9 protein-coding genes are annotated in these 20,662 nt (G+C 64.0%); 1 reads left to right on the forward strand and 8 read right to left on the reverse strand.

Annotated elements, in window-relative coordinates; genetic code table 11:
* Positions 1–37: 37 nt before the first annotated feature.
* From treY to P3T22_RS27565, 8 genes are all read right to left on the reverse strand, one after another.
* Complete coding sequence (gene treY, locus P3T22_RS27530) at positions 38–2,899, reverse strand: malto-oligosyltrehalose synthase (protein WP_429326664.1); 2,862 nt, start codon at positions 2,897–2,899, stop codon at positions 38–40.
* Positions 2,896–5,100 (reverse strand): 4-alpha-glucanotransferase, encoded by a 2,205-nt coding sequence (gene malQ, locus P3T22_RS27535; protein WP_429326665.1) that lies wholly within the window; start codon positions 5,098–5,100, stop codon positions 2,896–2,898. The genes treY and malQ overlap by 4 nt, the downstream gene beginning before the upstream one ends.
* Entirely contained in the window at positions 5,097–7,025 is a 1,929-nt protein-coding gene (gene treZ / locus P3T22_RS27540) for a malto-oligosyltrehalose trehalohydrolase (RefSeq protein ID WP_429326666.1), read from the reverse strand. Before treZ ends, malQ begins: the two co-directional genes overlap by 4 nt.
* 30 nt (positions 7,026–7,055) lie before the next feature.
* Positions 7,056–9,275 carry a glycogen debranching protein GlgX gene (glgX, locus tag P3T22_RS27545; protein ID WP_429326667.1) on the reverse strand — a complete coding sequence of 740 codons (2,220 nt, stop codon included), beginning with the start codon at positions 9,273–9,275 and terminating at the stop codon, positions 7,056–7,058.
* Positions 9,276–9,373: 98 nt separating this feature from the next.
* Positions 9,374–11,584 carry a 1,4-alpha-glucan branching protein GlgB gene (gene glgB, locus P3T22_RS27550; RefSeq protein ID WP_429326668.1) on the reverse strand — a complete coding sequence of 737 codons (2,211 nt, stop codon included), beginning with the start codon at positions 11,582–11,584 and terminating at the stop codon, positions 9,374–9,376.
* On the reverse strand, positions 11,577–15,038 hold the full coding sequence (gene treS, locus P3T22_RS27555; RefSeq protein ID WP_429326669.1) for a maltose alpha-D-glucosyltransferase: 3,462 nt from the start codon (positions 15,036–15,038) through the stop codon (positions 11,577–11,579). The genes glgB and treS overlap by 8 nt, the downstream gene beginning before the upstream one ends.
* Entirely contained in the window at positions 15,035–18,478 is a 3,444-nt protein-coding gene (locus P3T22_RS27560; protein ID WP_429326670.1) for a maltotransferase domain-containing protein, read from the reverse strand. Before P3T22_RS27560 ends, treS begins: the two co-directional genes overlap by 4 nt.
* 465 nt (positions 18,479–18,943) lie before the next feature.
* Positions 18,944–19,606 (reverse strand): DUF1345 domain-containing protein, encoded by a 663-nt coding sequence (locus P3T22_RS27565; RefSeq protein WP_063498438.1) that lies wholly within the window; start codon positions 19,604–19,606, stop codon positions 18,944–18,946.
* Between the two features lie 366 nt (positions 19,607–19,972).
* Between P3T22_RS27565 and P3T22_RS27570 the strand changes: the two genes are divergently transcribed.
* Positions 19,973–20,632, forward strand: a complete 660-nt coding sequence (locus P3T22_RS27570) for a sugar dehydrogenase complex small subunit (RefSeq protein ID WP_063498439.1) — start codon at positions 19,973–19,975, stop codon at positions 20,630–20,632.
* Positions 20,633–20,662: the final 30 nt, after the last annotated feature.

The raw sequence follows: 20,662 nt of genomic DNA on the forward strand, positions 1-20,662 counted from the left end.
ATGCTTTCACCGCCTCCAACCTTCTAAAAGTCGCAGATCAACTGTGTGGCACGCCATCCTCCACCAACACTGCGATAGGCATTGCGCCCAACGCATCGCGCAGATAAAGCAAACCGTTTTCATCGACTTTAGGCGCCGCCGGACTCAACCAGTCGAACAGCGCCCGCGCGGCCAGATCCGCGGGCATCTCGATTGCCGTATCGCCCCATTTGGCTGGATCGGCCAGCGGAAAATCGCCGTCTTCGCCTAGCAACCCGGCAGCCAGTCGGCTCGCCACCACCACAGCCCATGCGTTCCCATGCCGGCGTGCAAAGGCGATCACATTCGACGCATGCGCACCGCGCACCTCGAGCGGAAGATACGTACTCTGACTTAGCAACTCCGGCAAATGCGCGCGCAACGCCAGCACGCGTTGCACCACCGCGAGCTTCACCCGGCCATCGCGCCAGTTCGCCAGAAACGCCGAAGGCGGTGTCTGTGCCAGCCACGCCTCACGTTTGGCAAAATCGACGGGCCGGCGATTGTCCGGATCGACCAGACTGAAGTCCCACAACTCAGTGCCCTGGTAAAGATCGGGAATCCCAGGCGATGCCAGCCGCAACACCGTTTGCTGCAAACTATTGAGCGCACCAGCGCGTCCAATCCGTGCGACGAGCGCGGACAACTCGCGCAAGAACCCGTCGCGCCGCTGCGGCGCCAGAATATCGAACAGGAACTCGCGGCAGCCGGCCTCATAGGCTTCGTCGGGGGAGAGCCAGTTGGTCTGCAGCTTCGCCTCCCGCAGCGCCTTCAACTGCCATTGTGCGACGCGCTCGGCCAGTGCCTTGACGCCGGCTTCATCGTCCGGTTTTAGATCCGGTGGCCAGCAGCCCGCCAGGGTCTGATACAGCATCGCTTCGGCGGCGGGGCCCGGCGCCCAATCGTAGCTTGTGTCGTGGCTGACGCTGCGAATCCTCGTACCGTCGACGGCGCGGCGATGCGGTGCATTCAATGTCGACCATGCGCGCAACTTGGCGCTCCATTCATCCGCGATTTCACTCAACACCGCGAGCCGCGCGCGCACGTCTTCGCCACGCTTGTGGTCGTGCGTTGCCGTGGCGAGCATCGCGTGAGGAAAGCGCTGCGAACGCTCCAGATTCGCCGCGTGGAACTGGTCCACCGATAACGAAAGCTCGCTCGGGTCCGAGCCGACTTCGTTGCGCGACAGCAAACGTCCATAGCGATAGCACGCTGTATCTTCAATCGCCTTCGCGGCGACCGGCGCGGTCAATTGCGAAAACAGCGTCTGCGCGGTGCGCCTTGCGGAACCGGTATGACTCGGCGGTACGCCATTCGGACCCTGCTGCTGTGATTGCACATTGCCGCGTGCATTCGGCACCTCTTCTGCGCTGCCGCCCAACCACGCGTTCACGCGGTCGAGCACTACATAGTCCGCGCGCGAAAGCGTTTGTCTCGCGCCTGCCAGCGCCTGCTCGAAATACACGTTATCGATGGCGCCGCGCAGCCCGTTCTGTGGATAGATCCGATACACCGGAAAATGCACGGCCAGTTCGGTCAGCACGCGTCGCAACGCGGTGAAGGTGAAATCGCGGGTCGTCAGCGAATCGCGGGCGATCCGATGCAACGCACGCGCTGCGCGGTCCAGTTCCGCCGCGAGGTTCTCCACGAGAATCTTGCGTCGCGCGGCCAAGGCTTCGTCGGCGAAGCGCGGGCTGCGGCCGGTGAGTTCGGCCCATGTCTGCGCGAGCGGCTCGGCGCCGGCCGGATCGTGCAGTAGCGCGCCCACGTCGTTCATGAAATCGTAGCCGGTCGTGCCGTCCACGGGCCAATCGTCGCGCAGTGGTTCGCCGCGGCCGAGAATTTTTTCGACGACCACATACGGTGCGGTGTCGCGCAATTCGGTGAGGCGCTGCCGCAGACGCTGACAGTACTCACGTGGTTCAGCGAGACCGTCCACGTGGTCGATCCGCAAACCGTCCACCACGCCTTCCTGATACAAGCGGAAAATCAGCGCGTGCACGGCCTCGAACACTTCGGGCCGCTCCACACGCACGCCGGCCAGCGTCGAGATGTCGAAGAAACGCCGCCAGTTCACTTCGTCCGAAGCAGTGCGCCACCATGCGAGGCGGAAGTGCTGCCGTTCGATCAGCCGATGCAGACGGTCACGCGTCGCCGGATCTGCGGGCGCATACGCTTCTAGCACCAATTCGATCGCCGCGGCGCCGTTTTGCGCGACGAACTCGCGCAGCATGTCGCGTCCTTCGGCGGCGCGCGGCTGATCGGTCGGCTGCGTCGTCAGGCCCTGGAAACGTTCGGCCAGTGCACTGAGATCGGTGCGGTCGGCGCTTTGCAGAATCGCCGCGTAATCGGTTGGGCACACCGGAAACACATGCGGCCCGTAGCCGATATAAAAGCGGCCGCTATCAGCCGCAAAATGCAGCGCAATCCGGCCTGCTGCGAGCTCCTCGCCGTACGCGGCGCCGAGTGTCGGCGCCAGCACCTTGCCGCGCAAGGCTGGATCGGGCGAATGCCAGTCGATATCGAAATGGCGAGCGTACGCGCTGTGCCGGCCCCATTCGAGGATATCGAGCCACCACGCGTTGCTCGAACCGCCGACGCCCATATGGTTCGGCACCACATCGGCGATCAGCCCCATGTTGTGCGCGTGCAGCTTATCGACCAGGCGTTTCAAGCCCGCCTCGCCGCCGCATTCGGCGTTGACCTGGGTGTGGTCGACGGTATCGTAGCCGTGCATCGAGCCCGGCTCGGCGGTGGTGATGGGCGACGCGTACACGTGGCTGATGCCGAGCGCGGCGAAGTAGTCGACATGCTTCGCGGCATCGTCGAAGGTAAAGCCTCGATGGAACTGGAGGCGAAGCGTGGAGCGCGGGACGGTCATGGCGTATCAGGCTCCGAAGAGGCGTTGGAGGCAGAAGCAGGAACGGTTGCGCCGCCGCGCGCGCGGTCGACGGCCAGCAGGCGATCGCTGAAGGTGTCGTCGTCGAACAATGCGTCGATGGGCAAGCTCACGCGGCGGCGCCAGTTCGGATGCTCGTCGATCGAGCCGGGCAGATTCGGTTGCTCGACCAGCGCGAGCAAATCTTCGAGCGGGAAAGTGACGAGTGGCCCGGGTGTCGCGGCGACGAAGGCGAGCGCTTCATCCACGGGCGCCTCGTCGGGCGGTGGCGCTTCCACGTCCGGCACGGCGACGCCGGCTTGCTGGAACGCGCGCCATAGCAGAGCGCGATCGGCGGCGCGTTCTTCCTGCGCCACTTTCTCCGCGTCGCGGCCGTCGGCGCGCGCCATCGTTTGACCGATCCGGTTGCGCCACGTAATGTCGCTGCCGCGCCACCAGCCTGCCACGGTCGGCAGATCATGGGTCGTGGTGGTGCCGACAGCGTTGCGGTCCCACGCGTGCGGCGGCCTGAAGCCCTTGCCGCCTTCCGCGCCTTCGAACCACAGCACGCGAATGCCGGCGAGACCGTGCTCGTCGAGCCGCTCGCGAAAGCCGGGCGGCACGGTGCCGAGATCTTCGCCGATTACGATCGCGCGATGCCGCCACGATTCGAGCGCGATCAGCCGCAGCAGGTCTTCGAGCGGATAGCGCAGATAGGCGCCATTACGCGCGCTTTCGCCTTCGGGCACGAGCCATAGGCGCCGCAAGCCGAGAATGTGGTCGATGCGGACGCCGCCCGCGTGCGCGAACGCCGCGCGCAGCATGTCGATGAACGCGGAGAAGCCCTGCGTGCGCATTGCGCGCGGCGAGAAGGTGGTGAGCCCCCATGCCTGGCCGGCCTGGTTGAACAGATCGGGCGGCGCGCCCACTGAAATGCCTTGCAGCATGTCGTCACGGTACGACCATGCATGGCTGCCGGCACTATCGCATCCAACGGCCAAGTCGGCGATCAGGCCGACGGCCATGCCGGCATCGGTCGCCGCATGCTGCGCGTGCGACAGACCCTTGGCGGCGAGCCATTGCAGAAACAGATGAAAATCGACTTCATGCCGATGCGTTTCGGCAAAGGCGTCAACTTCCGGGCTGCGCGGGTCGCGTAACGCATCAGGCCAATTGCGCCAGTGGCCATTGCCGGCCTCCTGAGCCAACTGCACCGCTTGCAGCGCTTCGAAACGCGCGTGATCTTCGAGCGCACGGCCGGCACGTTCGCAGAAGCCATGAAATTCGAGAGCGCGCGGCGTATCGTGCGCGCGTTCCTGGGTGCAAAAGTTCTCGTACAGCACGCGCAAAACCTTCAGCTTCAGCACAACTGCGTTCGGCCAATCGATCAGCGGCAAGTCTTCGAGTGCCGACCAGGCGTCGGTGGCCTGCGCGGCCTCGAGTGCGGCGCGCGCGGCGTCCGCGCCGAACACCGCGGCGGGATCGATATGCGTGACGTTCAGCCACAAACGCGACGACGGCGAATACGGACTGAACCGGTTCGGCTCGGCGCTGAACATCGCGTGCGTCGGACTGACGGCGAGCGCATGGGCGCCGCGCTTCGCGCTTTCAATAGCCATCTGCGCGAGAGCCGTATAGTCGCCGATGCCGCCGTCGCCCGTGCGGCGCAAGCCATACAACTGCGCGGCAATGCCCCAGAGCGGCGGCGTTTGCGCCGTGGCGCCGTCGTGCAGCGTGCGCCATGCATCCGCGACGGTATAGCAGCGTGACGGCGCAACGGCCAATGTCATGCGTTGATCGTTGATCACCAGCGTGTGATAGCCCGGCTCGTCGATTGGTGCGAGCAATGCTTCCTCGCCTTTAGGCGCCGTGAAGCGGCCGTCGATGATCGAGCCGCTTTCGAGCTCGATCCGGTAGTGGCTGCCGGATTTGATCGCCGCGGCAGGCAGCGCGATGCCGCGCTCGATCTCCGCGGTCATCAATGGCGGCAGTTTGCGGCCGGACAGTTCGGCTTCGAGCGCCGCCGCGCTGTGCCGGATTTGCGTGGCGTTAGCGCATGGCAAGCCCATTCGTTCGAGCAGCACGGCGAGCGTGCTCTCCGGCACATGCTGCGTCGTATGGTGCGCGTCCCGCCACTCGACCTCGAAGCCGACGCGAGTGGCAAGGGTAACGATCGTATCGTTTGAACGGCGGGTAGCACTCACGCGTGGCGCTCCTGTTGGCTCACGATGCGAGCATCGTGGCCGATGGCATATTCGCTGACGTCGCCGGTCACCCACGCGACAAACGCATACGAGGGCAACACCTTGGCATCGACTTGCTCGCGCACGCGCGGCGGCGTTTCGAAAATCACTTTGCCGGCGGGCAAATCGGGGAACGCCACATTCTCCTTCGAGAGATTCAACGCGATCGACAAGGTTTCGCCGTCGCAAAGTTTCCAGCGGGCGATCAGCGCATTGGCGTCGCCGCCGTTTGCGGCGCTCAGCACGGTCGAGCCGAGCGCTTTGGAATGTTTCAGACGCGGTGTGATCAGCTTCGCCCGCACGGCGAGCGCGGATTTGTAGAAGTGCATCCAGTCGAGACGGTCTTTCGCGTTGTCATCTTGTGCGGAGCCTTGACCTTGAACGGGGGGCTCAGGCGGTGACGAGACAGCAAAGGTCTTCGCGTCGTTCGGATCGGGAATCTGCGCACGACGCTTTTCATCGCTGAACGCCGAAAAGCGTGCGAATTCGCGGCGCCGTCCTTCGCGCACGGCATCGGCGAGCGCGCCGGTGTAGTCGGTGAAAAACAGGAACGGCTGGGTCGAGCCGTATTCCTCGTCCATGAACAGCAGGGGGATTTGCGGCGACAGCAGCAGCAAACCGGTCGCGGCGCGCAAAGCATCGTCCGACGTCAGCGTGCGCAAGCGCTCGCCGAATGCGCGATTGCCAATCTGGTCGTGATTCTGCAAGAACATCACGAATGAGGTAGTCGGCAGATGCTGGCTCGATTCACCACGCGGCGCGCCGTCGTGAATCGGCGACGGGTCGCCCTGATACGCGAAGCCTTCCGACAGCACGCGCGCGAGACGGCGGATCGGCTGGTCTTCGTACGCGTGGTAATAGCCTTCGGTTTCGCCCGTCAGCAGAACATGCAGCGCGTTGTGCGCGTCGTCGTTCCATTGCGCGTCGAAATGCGTTTCCAGCAGGCTCGCGCTGTTGTGTTCGTTTTCCAGCACCAGATGCACGTGCCGCCCGTGCTGCACTTTCGCGCGGATATGGTCGGACAATTCGCGCAGCCACGCATGGTTGCCGATGGCATGCACCGCATCGAAACGCAGGCCGTCGATGCGATATTCGTTGATCCAGTAGACGGCGTTGTCGGTGAAGAAGTCGCTCACTTCACTGCGGTCGAAATCGATCGCGGGGCCCCACGGCGTGTGCGTGCCTTCGCGGAAAAACGCGCGGGCGTATTCGTGCAGATAGTTGCCGTCCGGGCCGAAGTGGTTGTAGACCACGTCGAGAAACACCATCAGGCCAAGGCCGTGCGCGGTGTCGATCAGCGCCTTCAATTCTTCGGGGCGGCCGTACGCGGAATCGGGCGCATACGGCAGCACGCCGTCGTAGCCCCAATTGTGCTTGCCGGGAAAGTCGTTCAACGGCATCAATTCGATCGCCGTTACGCCGAGTGCGGCGAGCGCGGGCAGACGTTTCTGCACGCCCGCATAACCGCCCACGGCGCCGACGTGCAACTCGTACAACACCGTTTCTTCCCACGGGCGACCGTGCCAGTTCGTATGTTCCCAGCGATACGCACGCGGATCGATCACTTCGCTCGGGCCGTGCACGTCTTGCGGCTGGAAGCGCGACGCAGGATCGGGCACCGCACGCTCGCCATCGAGCCGGAAGCGATACAGCGTACCGGTGCCGCTATCGACGGTTGTTTCGAACCAGCCGTTGCCGGTGGACGTCATGTCGTGCGCGCCTTGGGCCGGTCCATTTTCGATGTCCACCTGGACCGTCTTGCACGAAGGCGCCCAGAAGCGGAACCGGGTGCGCGGCTTCGCGCCCATAGCGCCCAGCAGCTGCGCGCTGAACGGCAGGCAATGCGCGTGATGATGCGCGTGAGGATCAATCGGACTTTCGGACATGATTCATCACCATTCGATGTTGCTTTTCGCCTACGTGGTCGGCGACGTATCGCCGCTTGGCGGATGCGCACCCGGATCGGGCGGCAGGGCGGTCAACAGCCGCGGCCCATGCTGCGCGCCGGCCTTCCAGCCCGCCTGCCAATCCGCTTCGCCGACGGGTTGTGCGGCCAGCATCACGAGGCTATGCGCGGCCACTTCGACCTCTGGCACCGCCAACCGGTGCGGCGCGCTCGCCGGCTCAGCAGTATCTAGCAGCACATGCCATTCCAAGTGTGGCGCGGGTGGCACGAAACGCAGCGTTTCCGCCGCGGCGTTGAGCATCATCAACAATACTTCCGTTTCGCCATTCAAGCCCGGACCCGCGCGCCGCAGCGTGAACGCGCGGCCTTCGGGGTCCTGCCAGGCTTCGATGGTAAGCGGATCGCCGTGTTCATCGAACCAGCCGACATCGAACAGGCCTGGCAACACTTCACGGTCGCCGAACAGAAAACGCGTTTCGCGTAGCAGCGGATGCTGTTTGCGCAGCGCGATCACGCGTGCGACGAACGCAGTCATCTGGCGGCCGTCGGGCGACTCCGCGCGCTCCCAGTCGAGCCATGATAGTTCGTTATCCTGGCAGTACGCATTGTTGTTGCCATTCTGCGTACGCAGCGATTCGTCGCCTGCCAGCACCATGGGCGTGCCGAGCGCCATCAGCAGCGTGGCGATCAGCGAGCGGGCCACGCGCTTGCGGGTTTCGAGGATGACCGGATCGTCGGTCGGGCCTTCTACGCCCCAATTGCGACTGCAGTTTTCATTGTGACCGTCATTGTTGTCTTCTTGATTGGCGTCGTTGTGCTTGTGTTCGTACGCGGTGACATCGGCGAGCGTAAAGCCGTCATGCGACGTGACAAAGTTGACCGATGCCCATGGTTTCCGGAAACGCCGGTTGAACAGATCGGCGGAGCCGGTCAGACGCGCGGCGAGATCGGGGCGCAGGCCCGCGTCACCGCGCCAGAAGCGGCGCACCGTGTCGCGGAAACGGTCGTTCCATTCCGCGAATCCCGGCGGATGATTGCCAAGTTGGTAACCGCCGGGGCCGATGTCCCATGGCTCGGAAATCAGCTTGCGCTGCGACAGGATTGGGTCCTGCCGCAAGGCGTCGAAGAAACCGGAGCCGGGATCGAAACCATGCTGCTCGCGGCCGAGCGTCACGCCGAGATCGAAACGGAAGCCGTCGATATTGAACTTCGCCGACCAGTAGCGCAGCGAATCCGTCACCATCTGCAGCACACGCGGATGCGGCAGGTTCACGGTATTGCCGCAGCCGGTGTCGTTGATATGGTGGCGTTCGTCGCCGGGAATCAGGCGGTAGTAGCTCGCATTGTCGAGGCCGCGCCATGAGACAGTCGGCCCCATTTCGTTGCCTTCGCAGGTGTGGTTGTAGACCACGTCGAGAATCACTTCGATGCCGGCCGCGTGCAACTGGCGCACGGCGATGCGCATTTCATCGAGCCGGTGCGTGCTCAGATACGACGGCTCCGGTGCAAAAAATGCCGCGCTGTTGTAACCCCAGTAATTGCGCAGGCCGCGCTCCACCAGAAAGCGGTCGTTCAGAAACGCATTCACGGGCAGCAATTCGACAGCGGTCACGCCGAGCTTCAGCAAATGCGCGATGAATTCCGGCGAAGCCAGCGCGGCGAACGTGCCGCGTTCGTGCTGGCGCAAATCGGGGCGCAACATCGACACGCCGCGCACATGCGCCTCGTAGACGATGGTCTCGCCCCACGGCACATTCGGGCGCTTGTCGTGTGACCAGTCGAAGGCTTCGTCGATCACGACGCACTTCGGCATGGCCGGCGCCGAATCGCGGCGATCGATCGAAAGATCGGCGCGATTCGAATGCACACGATAGCCGAACAGCGCGTCGGACCAGCGAAACTGCCCAACCAGTTTGCGTGCATACGGATCGAGCAATAGTTTGTGCGGATTGAAGCGATGCCCATGTTGCGGCTGATACGGCCCATGGGCGCGAAAGCCGTACGCCGTGCCGGGGTGTGCATTGGGCAAATAGCCGTGCCAGACTTCATCGGTGCATTCGGGCAGCGTGAAGCGTCTCATCTCCTTGCGACCGGTGGGATCGAACAGGCAAAGCTCGATTTTTTGCGCATTCGCCGAGAACACCGCAAAGTTGACGCCGAGGCCATCCCAGCTGGCGCCGAGCGGATAGGGCGAGCCGGGCAGAAGCCGGTCGGGCAGTGCGTGCGACATGATTCCCCTTCCTTGTTCTGTTTTATGAACGCTATCGTGGGACTTCATGCAACGAGCGCGTGGCCTGGCCGCCGCGCGCTCGCCTTACAACACATCCATCAATCCGCGCGCAACACGATCGTCGCCAAAGGCGGCAGCGTCAGCGCAGCGGAATGCGGCCAGCCGTGGCTCGAGACATTGTCGGTATGGAGCAGGCCGCCGTTGCCCATGTTCGAGCCGCCGTACACGCCAGCATCTGTATTCAGCACTTCCACCCAGCGGCCGCTGCGCGGCATGCCGATCCGGTACCCGACCCGCGGCACCGGCGTCATGTTGCACACGACGACAAGTTCGCGGCCCTCGCCATCGGTGCGGCGGTAGGCGTACACGCTGTTGCCGCTGTCGTCGCCGACCAGCCATTGGAAGCCGCCCGGCTCGCTGTCGAGCCGATGCAGCGCAGGCTCTTCGCTGTACAGACGGTTCAGGTCGCGCACGAGCTTCTGCACGCCGTGATGGTTCGGATCGTCGAGCAGATGCCAGTGCGGCGACGTGTCGTGGTTGAATTCGGCCATCTGGCCGAATTCGCCGCCCATGAACAGCAGCTTCTTGCCCGGATGCGTCCACATGAATCCGAAGTACGCGCGCAGGTTGGCGAACTTCTGCCAACGGTCGCCGGGCATCTTGCCGAGCAGCGAGCCTTTGCCGTGCACCACCTCGTCGTGCGAGAGCGGTAGCACGAAGCGCTCGGAATACGCATACACCATCCCGAACGTCATCATGTGGTGATGGTATTGGCGGTAGATCGGATTCTCTTCCATGTAGTGCAGCGTGTCGTGCATCCAGCCCATGTTCCACTTGAACTGGAAGCCGAGGCCGCCGTCTTCGACGCGCGCCGTCACACCCGGCCACGCGGTCGACTCCTCGGCGATCGTGATCGCGCCCGGTACGCCCGGCACATAGCCGACTTCATGATTCAGCCGCTTCAGAAACGCGATCGATTCGAGGTTTTCGCGCCCGCCGTGGATATTCGGCACCCACTCGCCAGGCTCGCGCGAGTAGTCGCGATACAGCATCGAGGCGACCGCATCAACGCGCAGGCCGTCGACGTGATAGCGCTTCAGCCAAGCGAGGCCCGATGCCACCAGGAACGCGCTCACCTCGTTGCGGCCGAGGTTGTAGATCATCGTGTTCCAGTCCTGGTGATAGCCTTCGCGCGGATCGGCGTGCTCGTAGAGCGGCGTGCCATCGAAGTCGATGAGGCCGTGGGCGTCGTTCGGAAAGTGCGCCGGCACCCAGTCGAGAATCACGCCGAGGCCGGCCTCGTGCGCCTTGTCGACGAATAGGGCGAACTGCTCGGGCTTGCCGAAGCGCGCGGACGGCGCGAACTGTCCCAGCGGCTGATAGCCCCACGAACCGCCGAACGGATGCTCGGCAATCGGCATGAACTCCACGTGCGTGAAGCCCATGCTTTTCACGTAAGGAATCAGCCGCTCGGCGAGTTCTTCCCAGGTGAGGCCGCGCTGGCCTTCTTCGGCGACGCGCAGCCACGATTCGGCATGCACTTCGTAGATCGAGATCGGTGCGCGCGGGGTTTGTCTGGCGGCGCGCGACTGAATCCAGTCCTGGTCGGTCCACGCAAACTGCTCGATCTCGTCGACATGCGCGACCACCGATGCGGTGCCAGGCGGCTTTTCCGTTTGCATGGCGCACGGATCGGCTTTCAGTGGCAACGGATGGCCGTCACGGGCGAGCAATTCGTACTTGTAGCGCGCGCCCGGGCCGACGCGCGGCACGAACAATTCCCATACACCGGCCTGATGACGCAAGCGCATCGGATGACGGCGCCCATCCCACGAATTGAAGTCGCCGACCACCGACACGCGCCGCGCGTTCGGCGCCCATACGGCAAAGCGCACGCCCGGCACGCCGGCCACTTCCATCGGACGCGAGCCGAGGCATTCGAGCACCGCGTACGGGTCGCCGCCAGCGAGACGCCCCAACGGCTCGTCGCCGAGAACCGGGCCGAACGAATACGTGTCCTCGATTTCCTGCACGGTGCCGTGCCAGTCGATGCGCAGGCGATAGGGTGCCCCCGACGTGACTCGACCGGAAAACAGCCCGGGCCTGAGTTGCTCGAGTTCGCCGAGTGTCGAGCCATCGGCGCGCGAGATCACTATGACATGCGAGGCGTTGGGCAACAGCGCGCGCACCACCGGACCCGCGTCCGTCTGATGCATGCCGAGTTGCGCGAAAGGATCGGGGTGACGCGCTTCGACGAGCGCGTCGATATCGAGTGGTTGGAGGCCTGCGGCCGGATCATGCTCACTCATAGTCGCCCTCGGCCGGAGTAGGCGGTGTGGCGGCGCCTGGCGCCTGAGTTAATGGATCGTGCTGCGAATGGCTGGTGTCGCCGAGCAAGCGGCTGGTGAGCGCGGCGAGGCCGCGTACCGGCAAACTGAGCCACGTCGGACGATTGGCCGCTTCGTAACGGATTTCGTACGCGGCTTTCTCGATCAGGAACAGATCGAGCAAGGCCTGTTCGGCTTCGGGCGCCACCAGCGGCGTCGGCGAATCCGCGACAGCGGTGCGGTATGCCTTCAGGAATGCTTCGGTGGCGTGCGCGCGGAAACGCTCGAAGAGCGTGCGCTTGCGATCGGCGGTCTGCTGCGGCGCGCTTTCCATCGTGGACTGCGCCGCGGCGCTCGCATAGGACAGTGAGCGCATCAAGCCGGCCACGTCGCGCAACGGGCTCGACTTCTGGCGCCGCTCCTCCAACGTACGCGCGGGCTCGCCTTCGAAGTCGATCAGATACGCGTCGCCCTGCGCGACCAGCACCTGGCCCAGATGGAAGTCGCCGTGAATGCGCGTGCGCAACGCACCCGCATTGCCCGAGACCAGCTTGTTGACGGCTTTGACGAGCGCGGCGCGGCGATCGATCAGGCTTTGCGCCAATGCCTTGATGTCCGCGTCGCTCATCTGCTCGATGCGCGGCGCGAGCAGATCGAGCGCGCTGGCGAGCATGGCTTGCGTACCGTCGACCCACGCCTTCACCTGGTCGGCGCTGGCCGGTTCCGGCGCGAACGCTGGGTCGTCGGCAGGCGAAGCGAGCGCCACATGCAATTCACCCAGCCGCTTGCCGATGACGCCCGCCAGCGCGCTGTAGCCTTCCATGAGAATCGCTTCGTTATCGCGGTCCGCCGCTTGCGCTTCCGTATCCACGGCGATGGCGAGTTCGTCCACCGAGCGGCGCAGGTAATCGAGCGACCAGTTCCAGGCGTCGCCCTGATTGTCGATAAAGCCTTGCAAAATCGCGAGCGTATGCGGCACGCCTTCGGGATCGACGCGCACCACTTCACCATACAGCGGCGCGGTGTTCGCGTAGCCGAGTTGGGTCAGATAGCGGCTGATTTCCGCTTCCGGATGAATGCCGCTCACCAGACGCCGCACCAGTTTCAGCACCGCAGCATCGGCGATGATCAGCGAGCTGTTGCTTTGCTCGGCCGCCAGCCAGCGGATCTCGGGCCGCTCGCCGAGTTCGCTGAGTTCGTCGAAGCGTTCGGTTGGAATGAACTTGATCTCGCTCTTCTGCACGGTCGGCACGACCGCGCGTTCGCGCAGTTTGCGCAGCACGCCATGTGCGAAGATCGGCAGCGCGAACGCGTCCGTCAGATGGCCGACGTTGCGGCCGCGGCGCACGCGCGCGAGTGCCAGTTGCATGAATAGCGGCGTCGTGGTTTCGCCGCCCCACGTGATGGCGATTGGCACGACGTACCGTTCAGTATGGTCGCCCACGTCCGCTTCGATTTCGGTGAACGCGAAGCCGCCGTTGGGGATCGTCGTCAACGCGGCGAGGCGTACCGCATGCATCTTCAGATCCTTCGAGGCAAACCAGCGGCGCCGGCTCAACCACGACGGCAGCACCTCGGATTCGAGCAGGCGCACGTTCTCTGGTGTGGGGCCGATCTGGCCCTCGCGGATCACGATCGTGACAAATTCGGGCAGCGGCTCCGAATGCGCCTGCGCCCATGTTGGACGCTGGCCGCCCGAACACAGCATGAACCACAGGAAACCGTACGGCGGGAAGGTCAGCAGATAGGTGAGTTGACCGATCGCAGGGAACACGGAATCCGCGGTCATTTCGACCGGCACCGCGCCGTTGAACTCGGATAGATCGAGTTCAACCGCTTGCGGCGCGCGCGACAGATTCGCCACGCACAGGATCGGCGGCTGGTCCGGCATTTCGCGCAGATACGCAAGAATCTTGCGGTTTTCCGGCTTGAGGAAACGGATCGTGCCACGTCCGAAGGTTTGCTTCGCGCGCCGGGTGGCGAGCATGCGCCGGGTCCAGTTCAACAGCGAATGCGGGTCGCGGCTTTGCGCTTCGACGTTGACGGCGTCGAAGCCGTACAACGAACCCATCACCGGCGGCAGCACCAGTTGTTCAGGGTCGGCGCGCGAGAATCCGCCGTTGCGATCCGACGACCATTGCATCGGCGTGCGTACGCCATCGCGGTCGCCGAGGTGGATGTTATCGCCCATGCCGAGCTCGTCGCCGTAATAGATAACGGGCGTGCCTGGCATCGACAGCAGCAGCGAATTGATCAGCTCGATGCGGCGGCGGTCGCGCTCCATCAGTGGTGCGAGGCGGCGCCGAATGCCGAGATTCAGGCGCGCGCGGCGATCGCTCGCATAGGTGTTCCAGAGATAATCGCGCTCGGAATCCGTCACCATTTCGAGCGTCAGTTCGTCGTGATTGCGCAGGAAAATTGCCCACTGGTTCGTTTCCGCGAGGTCCGGCGTTTGCCGCATGATGTCGGTGATCGGAAAGCGATCCTCGCTCGCAATCGACATATAGATGCGCGGCATCAGCGGGAAGTGGAACGCCATGTGGCATTCGTCTTCGTCGCCGAAATATTCCTTCACGTCTTCCGGCCACTGGTTCGCTTCGGCGAGCAGCATGCGATTCGGATACTCGGCGTCGATGGTTGCGCGGATCTTCTTCAGCACCGCGTGCGTTTCCGGCAGGTTCTCGTTGTTGGTGCCTTCGCGTTCGACCAGATACGGCACCGCGTCGAGCCGCAGCCCGTCGATGCCCATGTCGAGCCAGAAGCGCATCACTTGCAGCACTTCCTTCAGCACAGCCGGATTGTCGAAGTTCAGATCGGGCTGATGCGAATAGAAGCGGTGCCAGAAGTAAGCGCCCGCGACCGGGTCATGCGTCCAGTTAGACGGCTCCGAATCGATAAAGATGATCCGCGTTTCCTGGTACTTCTGATCGGTATCGGACCACACATAGTAGTTGCGATGATTCGACCCCGGCTTGGCGCGGCGGGCGCGCTGAAACCACGGGTGCTGATCCGACGTGTGGTTGATCACCAGTTCCGTAATCACGCGGATGCCGCGTGCGTGCGCTTCCTGAATGAAGCGCTTCACGTCGGCAATCTGGCCGTAGTCGGGATGCACATTGCGATAGTCGGCGATGTCGTAGCCGTCGTCGCGGCGCGGCGACGGGTAGAACGGCAGCAGCCAGATCGCATTCACGCCGAGTTCGGCAATGTAATCGAGCTTCGCGATCAAGCCGGGAAAATCCCCCACGCCGTCGTTGTTCGCGTCGAAGAACGACTTGATGTGAACCTGATAAATGATCGCGTCTTTGTACCAGAGCGGATCGTCGCTGAGCGCGGCGGGTTTGCCGCGCCGTGCCGTCCGCGCTTTCGCCGCGCCGCCGGCGGTTGTGCTCGCGTGGGCCTGCGACGTGCTTTGGGCTGGATCGTCACGCTTCATGTCGCACCTTCCAAAAAGGTTAGGTTGCCAGCGTCGTCTGCGTGATCGTCGCTGTCGGCATCATCTGGGCGCTCAGCAGGTAAGCCGCCGAGCGGCGCGATGCGCCAGATCGAAAACGGCTGGCCCGACCCGAGCCGGATGTGCTGCCAGCGGCCGTGCCATTCGAAACGCGCACCGGTCATCTGATCGGTCACTTCCAGCGCGCCATGGTCGTGCAGATTCCATCGCTGGAAAGTGTCCCACGACAATTCGATATCCGCGCCCTGTTCGTTGAACGGGTCGAGATTGATCGCCACCAGGATGACGTTGTCGCGTGCTTCGGTCGCTTTTTCGAAGAACAGCACATGGTCATTGTGCGCCGGCAGGAACGTTAAGCCGAGATGCGTTTGCAATGCCGGGTTCGCGCGGCGAATCCGGTTCAACGCACTGATCTCGCCGACGATGTTGCCGGGCCGGTGCCAGTCCCACGCGCGCAGTTGATACTTTTCGGAGTCGAGATATTCCTCGCTGTTCGGCAGCGCGGCGGCTTCGCACAATTCGAAACCGCTATATACGCCCCATAAACCTGCGAGTGTGGAGGCGAGCGCCGCTCGAATCAGAAAGCCCGACCGCCCCGACGACTGCAAATGCCGCGGGTTGATGTCCGGCGTATTGACAAAGAAATTCGGCCGATAGAAATCACGCGCGCTGGTTTGCGTGAGTTCGGTCAGGTACTCGATGAAATCGCGCTTCGACTCGCGCCACGTGAAATATGTGTACGACTGCGAGAAGCCGATCTTGCCGAGGCGGTTCATCATGCGTGGCCGTGTGAACGCTTCGGCGAGGAAGATCGTGTCGGGATAGCGCGAGCGCACGTCGTCGATCACCCATTCCCAGAACGGCAGCGGCTTGGTGTGCGGATTGTCCACACGGAAAATGTGCACGCCGGCTTCGATCCAGAACAGGAATACGTCGCGCAGCGCCAGCCACAAATCGGGCTTGGCGTCGTGCGCATAGAAGTCGGGATTGACGATGTCCTGATACTTCTTCGGCGGATTTTCCGCGTACCGCAGCGTGCCGTCGGGGCGCCAGGCGAACCACGTCGGATGCGCGTTCAGCCACGGGTGGTCCGGCGAGCACTGGATCGCGAAGTCGAGCGCGATTTCCAGGCCGTGCGCGTGCGCGGCGGCCAGCATCTGCTTGAAGTCGTCGAGCGTGCCGAGTTCGGGATGCACAGCGGTATGGCCGCCTTCGACCCCGCCGATCGCGTATGGGCTGCCGACATCCCCCGGTTGCGCATTCAGCGTGTTGTTGCGGCCTTTGCGGTTCGCGATGCCGATCGGGTGGATCGGCGGGAAGTACAGCACGTCGAAGCCCATGTCGCGAATGCGCGGCAGTTTCGTGACCACGTCAGCGAAGGTGCCGTGACGCGATTCGTCGTCGCTCATCGAACGCGGGAAGATCTCGTACCAGCTCGCGAAACGCGCGGCGGTCCGTTCGGCGTCGATCTTGTAGACGATCGGATCGCGGCTCAGGAACGGGCGGTGGCGCGCGGCGGTCATCGCACTCGCGGTGGCCGGCTCGAGCAGCAGCGCGAGCTTCGTCTCGGCGTCGGCCTTGGTGAAGCGCTTGACGATATGGTCGAGCGGCCCGGTCATCGCGCCGTCCGCGGTTTCCACTTCGGCGAGCACCAGCGCGAACAGATGCGCAGCTTCGTCGAGTTCGAGTTCGACGGTTTGGCCCGCTTTCAGCTTCTTCTGGATATGCTCGACTAGCGACGCGAAGTCGTCGCGCCATGCAATGACCGTGAATTCGTGACGGCCGAGGCGCTCCAGCGGAATGCGCGCCTTCCAGATATCGAGGCCAACCGGCTGGGCCGGACTCATCGGCACTTCGTGCCAGGCGGTCTCGTCGGCGGCGCGCCAGACAACGGCGGCTGCGATCTTGTCGTGACCCTCCGCAAAGATCGCGGCAGTGATTTCGGCGCGCTCGCCCACCACGCGCTTGGCGGCAAAGCGTCCGTTATCGACCGAGGGCGTGACGCTCTCGATCGCCACGCGCGGCGCGCTGATCGCTTCGAGCACGGTCTTGTGGCCGCTGCGCTTGCTGGTCGCCTTGTCGATCGGCGGCGCGAGACGGATCGGTTTATCGGCGGTCCCGCGGAACAAACGGACCGCGCCGGGTGCCAGCGTGAACGGCGTCAACGCGGCGGGCGTGGCATGCCCTGGCGCGTCGAGCGGGACGAAGCGCGTGAAGTTGCCCGGTACGCCCGGGAGGAAGCGGGCAGGATCGACACGCACAGGCGTACCGAGTTCCGGATTGATGGCGATCAGGATCGCTTCGCCGGCGTTGCGCAGATCGGGTGTGTCGGCGCGCAGCAACACCGCGAAGGGCACGTCGGGCCCGCTTAGCGGGCGCAATTCGCCGTTGGCGTGGAGCGTCCTCGTATTGCGCACCACGTCGTTCGCATGGCTGATCCGTTCCGAGAGGTCGAATGGCTTCGACTGGCAGGCGAGGGCGAACTGCGCAGCGTCGCCGCGTGTTTGCGACATCGGCTCGGCGATGCCGTATTCGAAGCCCATCGGCATCATCCAGCCGGCGCCGGTCGAGGCCGACGCGAACAGCGCGCGCCGGTAGGCCCGCTCGACGATGGCGGCGTCGTGCGCGTCGCTCAGATCGGCGGCGAGGCGGGTGCCGTAAGGCGCTTCGGGAAAGGCGATGGGTGCGGCGATGCGGGCGAGCGCGGCATGCTCTTCCACCATCCAGCTGGCGCGGAAGTCCCACCAGCGCACCGACGAGAACACGCTGTCGAAACCCGCGCCTTCGAGGCCGAGCAGATCGCCGCGGGCGAGACCCGGCGTCGCGGCAAGGAAACGCATCTCAGGATGATTCGCGCGAACCGCGTCGCCGAGTTGCCGCCAAACGGCGGCCGGCACGCGATGCGGCGAATCGAACCGGAAGCCGCCGACCCCCGCATCGGCTAGCGCCAGCAGTTGCTGCGTCCACCAGCCAAGTAGTGCATCGCGGCTGGCGTCGTCGCTGAAGTTGGCATACGCGACGTTGTCCTCGTGATGCACGTGGCGCGGGTCGAGCCGCGCCTCTTCAGACTCGAATGGGTGGAACCAGCCGGCATGTTCGGCGTACAGCGCACCATCGGCGGCCATCCGGTCGATCACCAGATCGACCAGCAAGGTCAGACCGTTCTGGCGGGCGGCGTGCGCGAGCGTGCGGATCGCCTCCGTGGCCGATTGCCCGGTCTCGAACACCGGATGCAGCCGGCCGTGGTTGCCGACCACCTGTGCGTGACCCGCCCGGCCCGGCTCGAAAATGCCGCCGATCAGCGCGTGATCGAAGCCCAGTCCGGCTGCGTGAGCGAACTGCGCAGGCCATGCGTCGAGCGGCCCGACGAGAAGTGAATGGAAAAAGTAAATCCGCGGCGCGTACCCGTTTGGAGATTCCATCGGTCTTTTCCAGATTCGTCCTGCTGCGGTGTGGATGCAATTGGCATGCGATCACAGCGCTCATTGGGCTTCCAGAGCCGGATACCGCGCGAGGCGTGAAGCGAGGGCGCGTACTGGTCAATGTAGTGCAAAGATCGTCACGCCGCTGGCCAGTTAGGAATGTTTTGACGCCAGGCGTCGATGGCACGTGGCCGGCCAGAACTATTCGCAAGACGCAGCAAACGGTGTGCCAGTGCGTTTTGGACGGAAGCGAAGCGGGCGGGAGCGCGCGCCCTATTGGGAGGCGCGGCTGACGGCCGGAAGCGGCGGAGGCGTGTTGGCGGACAGCCCGCGTGTAAAACGGACGGGCGTCGTCCGGGTTTTACACGGGGTGGAGCGAGACGCGCGCCGGGGCCGCAAAAGGCGAAGCGGCGGCCGGCGGCGCAAGCGTTGCGAGGGAAAAGACCGTCACGGAAGAAGGGCGGCTCAAGAGCCGACCAGGCCCGCGGCGATGTTCACGCACAAGCCCAGCACGGCGACGTTGAAGTAGAACGACAGAATCGACTGCGCGAGCGCGGCGCGGCGAATCGTGCGGGAGCGCAGTACGACGTCCGAGGTTTGCGAGGCCACGGCGATGGTGAACGAGAAGTACAGGAAGTCCCAGTAGTCTGGCTGGAGCTTGTGGTCGGGAAACAGCAGGGCGGTCTCCGGCGCATCCGCGTCGTAGTAAATTCGCGCATAGTGCGACGTGAAAATGGTCGGGATCATGAACCATGCGCCGATCATCGTAAGGCCGGTCAACAGGTAGTGCCATGCAGTCGAGGCGCCGGCCGTGCCCTTCGCCGAAGCCAGTTCGAGCACGATCGCGGCAATGCTGGCGATCGTCGCGACGCAGATCACCACCAGCACCACCCCCGCGTTTTCATCGTCGCGCCGCGCGAATTCGCGGACATGGCTTTCGTCGGCGAAGGCCATGTGCACCCAGATCAGCACGAGATAGGTCCACACTGCGGCATCCCAGCCGGCCAGAACACGCACCATGGGGCGTGTGTGCTCGGGAACCGCCAGCGCGGCGACGAGGCCAGCGACGAGGCCGATCAGCATGCGTGGTCGATTGCGAAGAACCTGCGGATAATATTTTGTGAGCATGAGGTCAAGAGTGGAGGGCCGTCTGTGTCGCGGATTCTACTCGCGCTTCGGGCACCATTTGTCGAATGGGGGAATCACAGGCTATAGTCTTTCGCAACGGCCTTGCGCGCCGCTTTCAGTTGAAAGGCGATTGGCAGGCGGCACGCTTTTCGCGTTGCACGCCGCGCACTGAAGCCATTTCACAAGGCTGTCATCAGCACAACGTAATGCGGCTCGCTTCGGCATCATGCAGCCACACAAGACCGCTTAAGCGGCGCCAGACCAGGTTTGGGATAGAGAAATCGACGTAATGCGTGGGCGGCATCGCGCCACGGCCGCGTTTTCCGTCGAGAACGACTCATGATCGACTCACCATCTGGAGCCCCCATGACAGATGTTCCTGAGAAAAAAGATGCGCACCGCGAAGTGACGCATTTGGCCGGGTTTTCGTCGTCAACTTCGTCTTCGTTGCCTTCTTCGCGAAGGTCTTCGCCGTTGCCTTCGCTGCATGCCTCGCGTTCGTTTTCGTTCTCGGCCTCACGCAGGATATGGGTGCTGGGCGCATGCGCCACTGCCGCCGCGCTCGCGTTTGCCGGCGCGGGCCAACCGCTCTCGTGGATCGCCCCGGCGTTTGCCGATGCGCCCGCCGGCGGCGGGCTCGATGCGTTCCTTGCGCTCTCGCAGCGTCTTACCGGTCGCTCGGGCTTCGACGCCGTGCTCGGCAAACGTGTCTACGACGCCCTCGCCAAATCCGACAGCCAGTTCGCCCAGAACGTCGCCGCGCTCAACACGTGGCTGCAGGGTCATGGCGGTGTGCCGTCCGATACCGTCACGCAGGCATTACAGGCCGATCAGCCCGCGCTCGCCAAGTCTGTAGGCGCGATCATGCGCGCGTGGTATCTCGGTCTCGTGGGCGACATGCCGCATGTGGACGTGGTCGCTTATGAAAAAGCGCTGATGTTCGAGCCGGTCAAGGACGTGCTGACGATTCCGTCCTATTGCCGCGACGTGCCGTTCTACTGGACGCAGAAGCCAGTGAGCGCCTGAACGGCGTTCCTCTCGCGCGTGCCTTGCCGT

The sequence above is a fragment of the Paraburkholderia sp. GAS348 genome, from assembly GCF_050434205.1.
In the GTDB taxonomy this organism is placed as follows: domain Bacteria; phylum Pseudomonadota; class Gammaproteobacteria; order Burkholderiales; family Burkholderiaceae; genus Paraburkholderia.

What these genes read in the sequence shown, in the direction of transcription:
- treS (WP_429326669.1), bottom strand. Translation starts at nt 15,038, where the DNA reads ATGAAGCGTGACGATCCAGCCCAAAGCACGTCGCAGGCCCACGCGAGC.
- treZ (WP_429326666.1), bottom strand. Translation starts at nt 7,025, where the DNA reads ATGTCCGAAAGTCCGATTGATCCTCACGCGCATCATCACGCGCATTGC.
- treY (WP_429326664.1), bottom strand. Translation starts at nt 2,899, where the DNA reads ATGACCGTCCCGCGCTCCACGCTTCGCCTCCAGTTCCATCGAGGCTTT.
- glgB (WP_429326668.1), bottom strand. Translation starts at nt 11,584, where the DNA reads ATGAGTGAGCATGATCCGGCCGCAGGCCTCCAACCACTCGATATCGAC.
- glgX (WP_429326667.1), bottom strand. Translation starts at nt 9,275, where the DNA reads ATGTCGCACGCACTGCCCGACCGGCTTCTGCCCGGCTCGCCCTATCCG.
- P3T22_RS27570 (WP_063498439.1), top strand. Translation starts at nt 19,973, where the DNA reads ATGACAGATGTTCCTGAGAAAAAAGATGCGCACCGCGAAGTGACGCAT.
- P3T22_RS27565 (WP_063498438.1), bottom strand. Translation starts at nt 19,606, where the DNA reads ATGCTCACAAAATATTATCCGCAGGTTCTTCGCAATCGACCACGCATG.
- P3T22_RS27560 (WP_429326670.1), bottom strand. Translation starts at nt 18,478, where the DNA reads ATGGAATCTCCAAACGGGTACGCGCCGCGGATTTACTTTTTCCATTCA.